Here is a 13498-nt window from a genome sequence, read left to right as displayed (position 1 = left end):
TGGATGATTACGATTCTCTTTTGAGTCTAATCCGAAGGTCTTCGCCCATGCTGCCTGCTTTTCGTTTCTCGCCCCTGGCCCTGCTGGTGGCCGCCAGTCTTCATGCCCACGCCGATGAGCCTGTTGCACTGGAACTCAATGATGTAGTGGTGACTGCATCCGGTTTTGCGCAAAGCGTGGAAGACGCGCCGGCCTCGGTCACCGTGATCGATGGCGAGGCGCTGCGTCGCAAGTCCTACCGCGACCTCGGCGACGCGGTTAAAGACGTGGAAGGCGTCACCGTCAACGGCGGTGCGAATGAAACCGACATCTCCATCCGTGGCATGCCGGCCGACTACACCCTGATCATGGTCGACGGCAAGCGCCAGAGTGCGCGGGAATCGCGGGTCAACGGCAACAGTGGCTATGAACAGAGCTTCGTGCCACCCGCTGCGGCCATCGAGCGGATTGAAGTGGTGCGCGGGCCGATGTCGTCGCTGTACGGCTCGGATGCCATCGGCGGGGTGATCAACGTGATCACGCGCAAGGTCTCACCGACCTGGGGCGGCTCCGTCGGGTACGACTACTCGGCGCGCCAGCACAGCGACCAGGGCAATGCACGCCAGACCCAGTTCTACCTCAGTGGTCCGCTCAAGGAAGATTTCCTCGGTTTGCAGGTGTGGGGCCGCTACCTGGACCGCCAGGCCGATGACGACATCGAGCAGACCAATGGCTTCAGCAAGGCTGACCACCGCGACCTCACCGCGCGCCTGGCCTTCACCCCCACTATCGACCACGACATCCTGCTGGAAGCCGGCGCCACGCGCTTGAAGAATGGCGACGGCATGAGCGCCAACTGGGCCACCCGCGAACAGGAAAACAACCGCGATCACTGGTCGCTGTCCCATCAGGGCCGCTGGGGCTGGGCCACCTCGGACATTGCCTTGTCCCAGGAAACCTCCAGCCGTGAAGGCAAGGCGACACCGGCGCAGACTGACATCTACGGGCGCAAACCCGAGATCAAGAACACTGTGTTTGACGCCAAGCTGGTGGTGCCCACCGCCCGCAACGTCAGCACCGTGGGCCTGCAATGGAATAAAAGCGAGCTGACCGACTGGAACCAGGGCCTCGGTGACCGCGTCGACTATAAATTCTCGGTGGTGCAAAAAGCCTTGTTCGCGGAAAACGAGTGGTCGATGACCGACAGCTTCGCCCTGACCACCGGCCTGCGCCTGGATGAGCACGAAGAGTACGGCGCCCACCTCAGCCCACGGGTCTACGGGGTGTGGCGCGCCACCGAGCAGTGGACGTTCAAGGGTGGTGTTGCACGTGGCTTTAAGGCCCCCGAGCTGCGTGCGGTCGTCGAGGATTACGCCTACCTGCGCCGCAACCGCTTCGTGATGTTCGGCAACCCGGACCTTAAGCCCGAAACCAGCACCAACTACGAAGTCTCGGCGCTGTGGAGCAACCGCGACAACCTGTCCGGCGGCGTGACGCTGTTTTACAACGACTTCCAGGACAAGCTTTCCACCGTCACCACCGACCGGCGCTGGAACGGCTACACCATCATGGAGCGGGTCAACGTCGACAAGGCGATCATCCAGGGCGTTGAGCTCAACGGCCAATGGGACATCAACCCCAGCGTGCTGCTCAAGGCCAACTACACCTACACCGACTCCGAGCAGAAAAGCGGTGCCAACAAAGGTGCGCCCCTGGCCCTCACCCCTGAGCAAAAAGCCAATGTGCGTACCGAGTGGACTATTAACGATCGCACCCAGGCCTGGGCCTCGCTGAGCTACTACGGCGAGGAAACCGGCAACACCATCACCACCGACGAACCGGCGCCGGGCTACACCACCGCCGACCTGGGCGGCTCCTATGACGTGAGCGATTCGTTGACCCTCAACGCCTCCCTCAACAACCTCACCGACAAGCGCCTGGACGATGAAACCTATGGCACGGTGAACTACGGCCGCACCCTGTGGATGGGCGCCACGCTCAACTTCTAGAGCGCTGTGGGCAATCGCACCACCGCGCACAGGCCGGCCGGTGGGCGATTCTCCAAGACCAGTTCACCGCCATGGGCCTGGATGCACGAGCGTGCGATCGCCAGGCCCAGCCCCACGCCGCCGTCACTGACACCCCGTTGTACGAAGGGCTCGAAGACTTTGCTCAACCACGCCTCGGGTAGACCTTGGCCGTGGTCGAGAATCTCGATGCGCAGCCAACCGTTGTCCTCGCGCGCCAGGCTCAGGTCGGCGTCGCCGGCATGGCGCAGGGCGTTGTCAATCAGGTTGGTCAGTGCGCGCTTGAGCGCCAGCGGCCGGCAGGTCAGCAGTAACGCGGGTGCGCCGGCCCAGGTGACGGGCTGTCGCAGGCGTTGGTAACGCTTGGCCAGGTCATCCAGCAAGTCGCTCAACGAAAGCGTGGCAGTCGCTTCCTGCACCGCGTCGTCGCGCACGAAATCCAGGGTTTCACGCACCATCGCACTCAGTTCCCCGAGGCTTTCGAGCATGTCATCGCGGGCTGCGCCGGGCTCCAGCAACTCCACTTGCAGGCGCAGTTCGGTGATCGGCGTATTCAAGTCATGGCTGACCGCTGCGAGCATCCGCGTGCGCCCTTCGACATGCCGTGCGAGGTTGACCTGCATGGTGTTGAAGGCGGCAGTGAGGTCGCGGGCTTCCTGTGGGCCGGTTTCCGCCAGCGGGGCGATCCATTCACCGCGGCTGACGCGCTCGGTGGCCTGGGCCAGGGTCTTGATCGGGCGCACCACGCGGGCAATGAAAAACATCACGATCAGCAGCACCGGCAGTGTGGTCACCGGCAGGCTGTAAGCCAGGACGCGACCCCATTCATAGGCGCCGGCGGGGTATTGCACGGCATTCAGGTAGGTACCGTTGGGCAGCGGCACGCTGCTGCGCAGGCGCAACGGCGCCCAGCCGGCGGGGCTGAACACATGGGTGCGGGCGTCGGCGCCGCTGATGCGTTCCAACTGCATGCCAATGGCGGCGCTGTTATCCAGCTGTAATTGGCGGCGCAGCTCGTTGGCCAGGCGCTGTTCTTCCGGGCGTTGCGCAAACGGCGCCACCTCCGGCGTGGGGCCGATCCAGAAGCGCGTGTCGTCGGTGCTCATGCCGGCCAGCAGGTGCGCGGTTTCACCTGGGGTCAGGTCGATTGCCGTGTGATGGGCAATCCCCAGGCGTTCCAGGCTGAAACTGCGCGACAGCGGGTGGATCAGGCTGCCGGTGCGTTGCAAAAACAACATCGCAATGGCGTTCGACGCCAGCAGTGCCAGCAACAACAACAGGCTCAATTGCCGTGCCAGGGTGCGCGGCCACAGCCGGTTCAGGGCGTGCATTCGCTGACCTCGGCGGCCAATAGATAACCGCCGCCCCAGATGGTGCGCAACAGTTCCGGCGCCGCATCGCCCTGGGCCAGCTTGCGGCGCAGGCGGCTGACTTGCCGGTCGATGGCGCGGTCGCTGACATCGCTGTCGGCGGCGGCGGTGAGGTCGATCAAGCGTTCGCGGGGCAGCAGGGTGTTGGGGTGGGCGAGGAACACCTGCAGCAACCGGCTTTCAGCGGTGCTGAGTTGGATGTCGGGGTGGGCATCGCGGCGTAAGGTGGCGCTGGTCACACTGAAGTGCCAGCCGGCAAACTCATAGGCCCGTGCGCCGGCGCCGGGCGCGGTGGGGCCGGTAGCGCGGCCCTGACGACGCAGCACGCTGTTGATACGCGCCACCAGCTCCCGGGGCTCGAACGGCTTGGTGACGTAATCGTCGGCACCCAGGTCCAGGCCGCGTATGCGGTCGGCGGCAGTGTCGCGGGCGGTCAGCAGGATCACCGGGGTGTTGCTGCGCCGATGCAACTGGTTGCACAACTCAAAGCCATCGCCATCCGGCAGCAGCACGTCGAGCACCACCACATCGAACGCCTGGGTCTTGAGCAATTGCCACATGCCGGCCGCGTCTTCAGCGGTGCGCACATCAAAGGTGTAACGTCGCAGGTACGTGGCCAGGGGTTCACGAATCTTGCGGTGGTCATCCACCACCAGTACGCGCGGTGCGGCAGGCGCAGGGGCAAACGGCATTGCAGCCTCGAGGGTTGAGCGGGAGAGGGTGGATATTACTACGAGTCATTATCATTAACGCTGTTTTGTGAGGATGCCACCGTAGATCGTCCTGTCGGTAGGACGATCAAGGTTTTTTTTACCGTCTAGCGCCGAATTGCTGCGAGTTTTAAGGTGTATGCACTTTGGAGGACTACCATGAAAAAACTCATCGGCATCTACACCAGCCCTCGCGCCCATTGGGTCGGCGACGGCTTCCCCGTGCGTACGCTGTTTTCCTACGACTCGATGGGCAAGCACATCAGCCCATTCCTGCTCTTGGACCACGCCGGCCCGGCCGATTTCGCCCCGACAGACCAGCGTCGCGGCGTCGGCCAGCACCCCCATCGCGGTTTTGAAACCGTGACCATCGTCTACGATGGCGAAGTCGAACACCGCGATTCCACCGGCGCCGGCGGCAAAATCGGCCCGGGCGATGTGCAATGGATGACCGCCGCCAAGGGCATCCTCCACGAGGAATTCCACTCCGCCGCCTTCGCCCGCAGCGGCGGTGCGTTGGAGATGGTGCAACTGTGGGTCAACCTGCCCGCCAAGGACAAAATGGCCGACGCGGGCTACCAGACCATCGTCGACGGCGATATCCCCGTGCTGCCCCTGGCCAACGACGCCGGCCACCTGCGCCTGATCGCCGGTGAATTCGCCGGCACCCAGGGCCCGGCGCGCACCTTTACGCCGATCGATGTGTGGGACCTGCGCCTCAACGCCGGCAAGCCCGTCACCCTCGACCTGCACGCCGGGCGCAACACCGCCCTGGTGATCCTGCGCGGCACGGTGCTGGTCAATGGCGAAGAAGTCGCACGCCAAGGCCAACTGGCGTTATTCGAACGCGACGGCCGCCAACTCACCCTGGAGGCCAACGACGACGCTAAGGTCCTGCTGCTCAGCGGCGAACCGATTGACGAGCCTATCCTTGGGCATGGACCGTTTGTGATGAATACCGAGCAGGAGATTCACCAGGCGTTTGCGGATTTCCAATCGGGTCGTTTCGGACAGATGCAGGATTAAGGTCGGCCACAAGGCCAATGTGGGAGGGGCGGTGCGACGATTCGACTTGCCCCCGATGGCGGTGGATCAGGTACAGAGGTTCAACCTGACACTCGGCTATCGGAGGCAAGCCTCCTCCCACTTTTTTTCGCTATACCCTGGAACGGCATTTCATGCGATCTTCCCGTCATTCGCCCTGGAGTCGCCTGGATGCCCTAATCTTTAAAGATTAGGCGACGTTCAGTTAAATCGATCGACTGAAAAAGCTGACAGCGAAAAGCTTGCTTGTTGACCAATGGCCATATTAGCCAAGGCATCCCCAATAGCCGGCGCAAATTTAAATCCGTGTCCTGAGCACGCAGAAGCGAAATAGGTTGACTCCAGTGCTTTAGAGTGTCCTATCAAAAAAGATTCATCGTGACTCATTGTATAGAAACAGTTCTTTGCTTGTGTCGGGATACCTTCAAGTTTAGGGAATATGGACTCTATGATTGGGGGGATTTCCGTTATATATCTATGTTGTACGGGAACATTTTCCCAGCCGGGGAGCGAGGGACTTTGCTGCCTATTGTGAAAGCCGATTTTTACGTCGGGTTCATTACTGACTATTGAGGGAACGCCGTAGAGAAGTCCGCCATCCTGCCTCTCGTAAAGAAAAATGGGAAATTGTTCTTGAGAAAATGGAGTTTCGCAGCCTGCTTTTGGTTTGAACCAATAAATTGGTACTCGACGTGGTTCTAGGAACCTAGTGAGCTCCGGCATAAGGTTGGTAGTGATCCACGGTCCTGTTGTGACTATTACCGAGCCAGCAAAATAAATACATCCACTTTTGGTCGTTACACGCACGCCAGTGCCATGTTTCTCGAGTTTTACGACATTGTTGCCGAATTCAGTGAAAGCGCCATTTAGAACGGCATCGTTCAGCATTGCCAGTCTCGCCTCGCTGGCCGAAATTGCATATGCACCAGGCTCGTAAACAACTGCCATCTCATCCTGTATGTTGAATGCTGGCAAATGCTTTCTAGCATCTGAAGCGATCCATACCTCGTGCTCAATTTTTCCCTTTTTCGCGGTTTCAATGCTTCCGGACACTATACGGCTGGATTTATCTCCGATGAAAACTCCTCCCGTGCGAAACAGCAGGTGTCTTTGAGTTACTTGCTCCAGTTCTTTCCACAGCAAATCAGCGTGATTAAGTAGTTGAAGATATTTTTCGCCCTCCCAGTACGCCCGGCGAAATATCCTCGACGCTCCATGGGAGGATCCGTGGCAATGGCTGGGGCCGGATGCGTCGATTCCTAATGATCGGGTGCATTTTGATGCGACTCTCCACAACGCAGCAGCCCCCATAATCCCAAGGCCGATAACGATAACGTCATAGCTTCTGTTCATTTGTGAGTCCTGTTTTTAGAATTTTGGATACTTGTAGTTTTATAAGTTGTGAGGGCGATTAAAATGCTAATTGTTATAAGTGGTTATTCTGGTGGTGTGTCTGATGTCTTTTAAGTGTGTGTGAGTATTGAAACTAAAATAAGCGTGGCGGGCAGTATGAATTGTAGGAGGCCGGTTAGGGATAGCGGTATTTTTCCTGTTGAGTAAGACAGCATTAATAAAGGAACTATGGATACTCCGCCCGCCAGCCAGATTAGCTTGTTTGAGTGGGTGAAAAAATCGCTGGGATACATAACTGGAAGGCTGAATGCTAGAGTAGCTATTGCTAGGCATGCAGTTAAGAATATGGTTTCTACAAGCAGTCCGCTTACCATGTCTAAGGGGGTGAGTTTTTTGATGTAGGTGTAAAGCCCCCATGTTGTGGAAATTATAATGTAAGTCAAATGGTTTAGGTTGTTGGAGGATATGATTAGCGCGATTATGAGGCTGAGTGCGATTAGTGCGGAGAGGGCTTTTTTAAAAGTGATTGACTCGTGGTAAAGTGTTATCCCTAAGGCAATAGAAAAGAAAGGAGCTAACAGGTAGCCAAGGCCACTTTCTAAAAAAAGCCCGTGAATGGAGGCCCAGATGAAAGATCCCCAATTTACTGCGATGAGTAACGAAGCAATGCAATGTAGAAAAACTAATTTTATAGTGAGTTTTTTTATGTTTCTTTTTTGACGAAACAAACCGACGAAAAGAGTGAGGATGGCAGCGGATAGTGTGATTCGATAGGCGATCAATGTTATGGGCGAAATATCGCTGAGCCCTCTCCAGTAAAGAGATGAGATCCCCAGAAGAAAGTTTGCCAGTCCACATAGAAATATGGAAAGCGCGTGCGTTGATCTAGATGTTTTATATGCGTTCATGATCGGTTATTTCTGGTGATGAGAAAATTCGATAATTTCATATGACCAGTAAATATCGCCATTTTTATCGGTGGAGTATGTGGCTAAATCCAAAGCCTGCCACTTTTCAAACTCTAATTTTAAGTGTTTCTCTAGTGCTTTCCAGTGCGTTGAATAATGAATAAGTGGGAGCGTGTGTCGCTCAATTAGTTTATAGGTTAATGGAAGGGCGTTGCTATATTTTTGGTTGTACCTTTCCAAAATGTCGCGTATTCCTACCAGCGAGTTTAACCCGACAATTGCTACCCCTGTGGGGTTAAGATATTTTGGTAACTCATTAAGAAAGCGGCTTATAACCTCATCACCGTAGAACATACTGTGTATGGGCAACTGGCCTGTCCGGCCTCGGGTTTCCAATCGCTGAATCAGTGATCGAGAGGGTGTTCGCCAACCAGGAGGGTTAAAAACGATAGTTTGGAATCGTTGTTCCGAAAGACCATCAAATAAATCACTCACAAAAAAGGAAATGGTCGGTTGTTTGAAGTTGAGATGTTCGTTGATTTTTGCCTGTGCAATGGATTTTTCGCAGATATCTGTAGCTGTAATATCATTGCCACCGAGCTTGCGCATCAATAGCGCAAGGACTCCACTTCCTGTGCCAATATCCAAAAAACTGCTATTGAGGTTTTTTGGATTTAATGATTGTACTAGGTAATTTCCTAGTCTTATGCCTGCACGGCTCACTTTAAAGACGTCAGGAGCCTGAGTCAGGCTCACGCTTTGCCCTAAGCCAAAATAAATTTTATAGGGCTCATCAAGACATTTCTTGCAGTTATTTTCAACGTGAAAATTACCTGCCGAGCCATGATCAATTAATCCCAGCATACCTAAGGTCTCCGTCCAAGTTCTCTTGAGCGTGCACAGGCGTATTTCAGCCCGTCCATAATGATTGCTTGTACCTTTTTCTCCTTGAAAAAACTTATGGCTTTTTCTGTTGTTCCATTTGGCGTCATGACGTTTTCACAAATTTTTGCTGGCGACTCTTTATACAACTCCAGAAGCGCTGAGGATCCTCGCAGAGTTTGCGCAATCATGGAATAAGCGTCAGGTTTGTCGAAGCCTGCCATCAAAGCGTACTCAATAAGAGCTTGTGCAAAGTAAGAAACGTAGGCGGGACCTCCGCCTACCAACGCTGTGGCATCGTCAATGAGCTTTTCCTCTTCCACGATGAGAAAACTACCGAGTTTCGAGAATAGTTCGTTAACGACTCGCCTGTTTTTCTGCATAGTTCGGGGTGCGTACATTAATACACTCATGCCTTCGTTGACAGCGCAAGAAAGATTTGGAATGGCTCGGCAGACTTGGGAGGTTTCAAGATGGCCTACGAGATCAGATAGATTGATTCCTGCCATGACTGAAACTGTTATTCCGGCATGATGCTTAATCTGCGAATTGATTTCTGCGAATTTTATAAATGCTTGGGGTGGGATGGCCAGAATCATGACTTTCGAAGCTGAGTGCTCTGGCAAGCTGTTTAGTACATGGATGCCCATATCTTCCATTTCTTTGTCGTGGACATGATCAAGGTCAATAGCTGCTATCGATATGTTTGGAGATGATTGTATTAAACCGGTAGCGATTGCATACCCCATATGGCCCGCCCCAATAATTGAAACGTCTTTTGCTATGGTCATGATTAATTTCCTATTGGCTTTCGCTTACAGCCTCGTACTAAATTTTGTTATTTTCAAAGCAATCACGTCCCAAAGACATGTAGTACATTTCTTTTGGTCTTGGATCGTGAGCGTGTTTAGACTGAGTGGTTTGAATTGTTCGTGATGTTTGTAATGTGTTTAGACGCTTCTTCAGAATTATCTGAAGGAAGTTGTATATGCTAATACCCCTCAGTTAAAACTCTCCTGTCTGTGGTTTTCGAATCACTGTGCCATTGCCCGAATATTTTTTCTGCGCTATACCCGCAACCTCTATTTCATGCGATCTTCCCGTCATTCGCCCTGGAGTCGCCTGGATGCCCTCATTTATCGCTGATCACCCGATGCTGTGCGCCGTGGCGCTGATCTTTATCGACATCGCCGTGTGGCGCCTGATCTCTGCCGACCTGGCCAATTGGAAGCTGGCTGCGCGACTGGCGATTTTTGCCGTGTTCAGTGCCGTGCTGTTCAACGACGGCATGAACCCCATGCAACTTGCGCCCTATGCCGACAGTACCGCCTTGCACCTGGCCGTCACGGCCCTGCAGATCGGCTGGTGGCTGTTTGCGGCGCGTACGCTGACGGTGTTGCTGGGCGCGGTGATGATGCAGCGGGTAGGCCACACCGGGCGGTTGTTGCAGGACTTGATGGGCGCGGTGATTTTCCTCATCGCGATCATCGCCGCCATGGCCTACGTGCTCGACCTGCCGGTCAAGGGCGTGCTGGCCACCTCCGGCGCGGTGGCGATCATCGTCGGCCTGGCGTTGCAAAGTACCCTCAGCGATGTGTTTTCCGGGATCGTGCTCAACACCACCAAGCCTTATCAGATCGACGATTGGATCTCCATCGACGGCACCGAAGGGCGGGTCACCGACATCGACTGGCGCGCCACACGCCTGCAAACCTCCCAGGGCAGCCTGGCGGTGATCCCCAACTCCCTGGCGGCCAAGGCCAAGATCATCAACTTTTCGCGCCCGGCGGATATGTTCGGCCTGGCGGTCAGCCTGCAGGTCAGCCCCCATGCGCGCCCGCAAACCGTGATCGAGGCGCTGGAGCGTGCGATGCAGGGGTGCCGGCCACTGTTGGCCAAGCCGGCGCCGAGCGTGGCATTCAAGACCTCCGCCAGTGGCGGTGTGGAGTATGAAATCAGCGGCTTCGTGCCGGCCATGGCCCTCAAGCGCGAGGTGCGCAACCAGCTCTATGACCTGGCGTTCCGGCACCTGCAGGCGGCGGGCGTGGCTGTGCTGTCCGCCACCGAAAGCAGCGCGCCGCCGGCCATGTCCGCCGCGCGGGCGTTGCTGGAGCGTTCGTCGATTTTCTCCACCCTGCGCCAGGAAGAGAAAGACACCTTCAGCCAGAACATGACCCTGCACACCTACCGCGCCGGCGAGATGATCCTGCCGGCGGGGGAGGTCAGCGATCATTTGTTTATCGTCGAGTCCGGCGTGGTTTCGGTGATGTTGACCAAGGGCGGCCATGTATTCGAAGCCGGGCGCATGGGGCCGGGAGAAGTGATTGGCGAGGCCGGGATCTTGTCCGACCAGGCCGCGCTGGCGGACTTTTCCGCCAAGACCTTCTGCACGCTGTACCGCATCGAGAATGAATACTTGAAACCGTGCCTGGACGCGCGTCACGACATCGGCGAGGCGATGAAGGCGCTGCTGGATTTCCGCCTGCACGCCGCCCAGGTCCTGACCCAGGAAGCGCCGGTGGTGCCGGTGAAGAAGGGCTTTTTGCAGTGGCTGCGCAAGCGCGGTCTGTGAGAGGCGAGGGCCTGGAAGTGCTGTACTCGATGTCGAATGATCGCCAATGTGGGGTTTCTTGACCGTCTCTGACCACGTGAGGGCTCGACCTTGATTCGACTCGCCGACTACATCGCCAACCTTGCTCAATCTCCCCTGGCCCCGTGGGCCGACCTGGCGCCCTGGGCCCTGGTCGCCCAGGCGCCGGCCGTTGTTCGTCAGATGCTCGCCGAACTGCCGGCCGACGACTACCGCGTGCACGACGAAGTCGCCATCCACCGTACCGCCATCGTCGAACCCGGTGCCTTGCTCAAGCCGCCCCTGATCATCGGCGCCCATTGCTTTATCGCCAGCGGCTCGCTGCTGCGCGGTGGGTGCTGGGTGGATGAGCACTGCATCATCGGCCCCGGCGCCGAACTGAAAACCACCTTCATGTTCAGCGGCAGCAAACTGGCTCACTTCAACTTTGTCGGTGATTCAGTGCTGGGCCATGGGGTCAACCTCGAGGCGGGAAGTATCGTCGCCAACTACCGCAACGAGCGGGACGACAAGGAAGTACTGGTACGGGTTGACGGGGTGTTGCAGCGCAGCGGCTGCGACAAGTTCGGCGCGTTGCTGGGGGATCAATGCCGGATCGGCGCTAACGCGGTGCTGGCGCCTGGGGCGCTGTTGGTGCCAGGCAGTGTCGTGGGGCGTGGGCGGGTGTTTGATGCCGAGGCGTCGGTATAAACGCGAAGTTGAAAAGATCATGGTGTCCCGGCACGATATTAAATAGAATGAATCTCATTTGAGACTCAATCGCGCCGTGCAGGTTGTTGCCATGAATGATGCTGTTGTCCCCACGCACGCTCCTGAACTGACGCTATCGAGCTTGTACCGTGACCATCGCAGTTGGCTGGAAAGCTGGCTGCGGCGGCGCCTGGGCAATGCCTGGGATGCGGCCGACCTGAGCCAGGATACGTTCCTGCGGGTGCTTGCCAGTGCGCAGCCGATTGCGCAGATGCAGGAACCCCGGGCGTACCTGGTGACGGTGGGCAAGCGCCTGCTGGTGAATTTCCATCAGCGCCGCAGCCTCGAACAGGCGTATCTGAATGCCCTGGCCAGCTTGCCCGACACCTGTGTGCCGTCGCCCGAACAGCGCTGGCTGGTGCTGGAAACCCTGCAAGCCCTGGATGAATTGCTCGACGGCTTGCCCGTGCTGGTGCGCCGTGCGTTTCTATGGAGCCAGTTGGAAGGCCTGGGTTACCGCGAGATTGCCGAGCGCCTTGACGTGTCCGAGCGTACGGTGAAGCGCTACATGGCCCAGGCCTATGAGCATTGTTTGCTGGTGGAGCTGTGAGCCGCGACGTCGCGCGCGCCGCCGCCCAGTGGCTGGCGCTGCTCGAATCCGGCGCGGCCACCGAGCGCGATCACGCCGCCTTGCAGCACTGGCGCGACAGCCATCCCCAGCATGAACAGACCTGGCAAAGAGCCCAAACCCTGCGCCAGCGTTTCAGCGATTTGCCCCAGGCGCTCGCCATGGCCAGCCTCGACCGCCCGCAACCGGGGCGACGTGCCGTGCTCAAGCGCGCCCTGGGGGTGGCGGCGCTGGTGCCGGCGGCCTGGCTGATCAGCCGCCAGTTGCCCATCGACGCCTGGCGTGCCGATTTGCACACCGCTACCGGCGAACGCAAACGCCTGCCGTTGGCCGAGGGGGGCAGCCTGCAACTCAATACCGCTACAGCCGTAGACGTGGACCTGGCACAACGGCGCATCACCCTGGTCGACGGTGAGCTGGCGCTGAACGTTCCGGGTACGGCGGCGATGACGGTGCAAACCCGCTACGGCCAATTGCTCGTCAGCCAGGCCGAGGTGTGCGTGCGTCAACTGCCTTCCGGCTGCCTGGTGTCGGTGCTCAAGGGCACGGTGCAGGTGCGTGATTTGCGCGCAAACCTGGCGACATTGCAGGGGGGCCAGCAAGCGCCGTTGAAAGCCGCCGGGCTTGGCGCCTCGGTGCCCTTCGATGTGCTGCAATTAGGCTGGCGCGACGGCGTGTTGACCGCACAGAACCAGTTGCTGGGGGATTTTCTGCGCGAGCTGGAACGCTATCGTCCGGGCGTATTGCGCTGGGATTCCAGCCTGGAAACGCTGCGGGTGACCGGCAGTTTTCGCCTGGATGACACCGACCGCATCCTCAACCTGCTGGCCTCGACCCTGGGGCTGGAGGTGCAAGCTCGAACCCGCTATTGGGTGAGCCTGCGCAAGGCGGCATGATGCGGTTTTGTGGCCAGCCTGCTTGTTGCGGTGAACAAGCTTATTGTGCTGAGCGGGCTTGCTGTGGTGAGCGGGCTTGCTGTGGTGAGCGGGCTTGCCCCGCGCAGGGCTGCGCAGCAGCCCCAATCAGGATCCCTGTGTTCTGTCAGGTAAACCGCAGCGCCTGGTTTTGGGTCTGCTCCGCAGCCCAGCGCGGGGCAAGCCCGCTCACCACAAGTTACGAGTAGTCCCCGATCACGTGGGGCGTGGAGGTGCAATCTCGAATGCGTTATCGGGTGAGCCTGCGCAAGCTTATTGTGGTGAGCGGGCGTGCTGTGGTGATCGGGCTTGCCCCGCGCTGGGGTGCGAAGCGCCCCTAATGAAGACGACTGCGATGTATCAGGAACGCCCCTGGCATCAACGCTTGCAGTGAGACGCAACG

12 protein-coding genes are annotated in these 13498 nt (G+C 57.8%); 6 read left to right on the top strand and 6 right to left on the bottom strand.

The genetic code is table 11. The annotated features are described in order from the left end of the window. Positions 1–47: 47 nt before the first annotated feature. Positions 48–1988, top strand: a complete 1941-nt coding sequence (locus J1N02_RS00060) for a TonB-dependent receptor domain-containing protein (RefSeq protein ID WP_027607936.1) — start codon at positions 48–50, stop codon at positions 1986–1988. On the opposite strand, the gene J1N02_RS00055 is transcribed toward J1N02_RS00060, so the two are convergent. Continuing rightward, positions 1985–3304: an ATP-binding protein gene (locus tag J1N02_RS00055; RefSeq protein ID WP_166655329.1), complete on the bottom strand. Its 1320-nt coding sequence runs from the start codon at positions 3302–3304 to the stop codon at positions 1985–1987. The genes J1N02_RS00060 and J1N02_RS00055 overlap by 4 nt on opposite strands. A gap of 20 nt (positions 3305–3324) precedes the next feature. Next, a complete protein-coding gene (locus tag J1N02_RS00050) occupies positions 3325–4068 on the bottom strand; it encodes a response regulator (protein WP_108574484.1) in 744 nt (247 codons plus the stop codon). 177 nt (positions 4069–4245) lie between these two features. Between J1N02_RS00050 and J1N02_RS00045 the strand changes: the two genes are divergently transcribed. Next, a complete protein-coding gene (locus J1N02_RS00045; protein WP_421147030.1) occupies positions 4246–5112 on the top strand; it encodes a pirin family protein in 867 nt (288 codons plus the stop codon). A 219-nt stretch (positions 5113–5331) separates the two neighbouring features. On the opposite strand, the gene solA is transcribed toward J1N02_RS00045, so the two are convergent. The 4 genes from solA to proC form a co-directional block, all read right to left on the bottom strand. Continuing rightward, the gene (solA, locus tag J1N02_RS00040; protein WP_421147029.1) at positions 5332–6483 is read right to left on the bottom strand and encodes an N-methyl-L-tryptophan oxidase; all 1152 of its coding nucleotides are present in this window, start codon (positions 6481–6483) and stop codon (positions 5332–5334) included. Between the two features lie 110 nt (positions 6484–6593). Beyond that, positions 6594–7391: an EamA family transporter gene (locus J1N02_RS00035; RefSeq protein WP_141543037.1), complete on the bottom strand. Its 798-nt coding sequence runs from the start codon at positions 7389–7391 to the stop codon at positions 6594–6596. A 6-nt stretch (positions 7392–7397) separates the two neighbouring features. Beyond that, positions 7398–8255: a methyltransferase gene (locus tag J1N02_RS00030; protein ID WP_098479648.1), complete on the bottom strand. Its 858-nt coding sequence runs from the start codon at positions 8253–8255 to the stop codon at positions 7398–7400. A 2-nt stretch (positions 8256–8257) separates the two neighbouring features. Continuing rightward, complete coding sequence (proC, locus tag J1N02_RS00025; protein WP_421147028.1) at positions 8258–9064, bottom strand: pyrroline-5-carboxylate reductase; 807 nt, start codon at positions 9062–9064, stop codon at positions 8258–8260. Between the two features lie 335 nt (positions 9065–9399). Between proC and J1N02_RS00020 the strand changes: the two genes are divergently transcribed. The 4 genes from J1N02_RS00020 (at position 9400) to J1N02_RS00005 (ending at position 13077) form a co-directional block, all read left to right on the top strand. After that, positions 9400–10845, top strand: coding sequence for a mechanosensitive ion channel domain-containing protein (locus J1N02_RS00020; RefSeq protein WP_421147027.1), 1446 nt, complete (start codon positions 9400–9402; stop codon positions 10843–10845). A 90-nt stretch (positions 10846–10935) separates the two neighbouring features. Beyond that, positions 10936–11553, top strand: coding sequence for an LpxA family transferase (locus J1N02_RS00015; RefSeq protein WP_421147026.1), 618 nt, complete (start codon positions 10936–10938; stop codon positions 11551–11553). A 91-nt stretch (positions 11554–11644) separates the two neighbouring features. Beyond that, the gene (locus J1N02_RS00010; protein WP_108574478.1) at positions 11645–12163 is read left to right on the top strand and encodes a sigma-70 family RNA polymerase sigma factor; all 519 of its coding nucleotides are present in this window, start codon (positions 11645–11647) and stop codon (positions 12161–12163) included. Further along, complete coding sequence (locus tag J1N02_RS00005; RefSeq protein WP_368961018.1) at positions 12160–13077, top strand: DUF4880 domain-containing protein; 918 nt, start codon at positions 12160–12162, stop codon at positions 13075–13077. Before J1N02_RS00010 ends, J1N02_RS00005 begins: the two co-directional genes overlap by 4 nt. Positions 13078–13498: the final 421 nt, after the last annotated feature.

The organism is Pseudomonas sp. NFX5, from assembly GCF_049132125.1.
Lineage (GTDB): Bacteria > Pseudomonadota > Gammaproteobacteria > Pseudomonadales > Pseudomonadaceae > Aquipseudomonas > Aquipseudomonas marginalis.
Note: the sequence above shows the minus strand (reverse complement) of the source record. Positions and strands in the feature narration are given on the sequence as shown.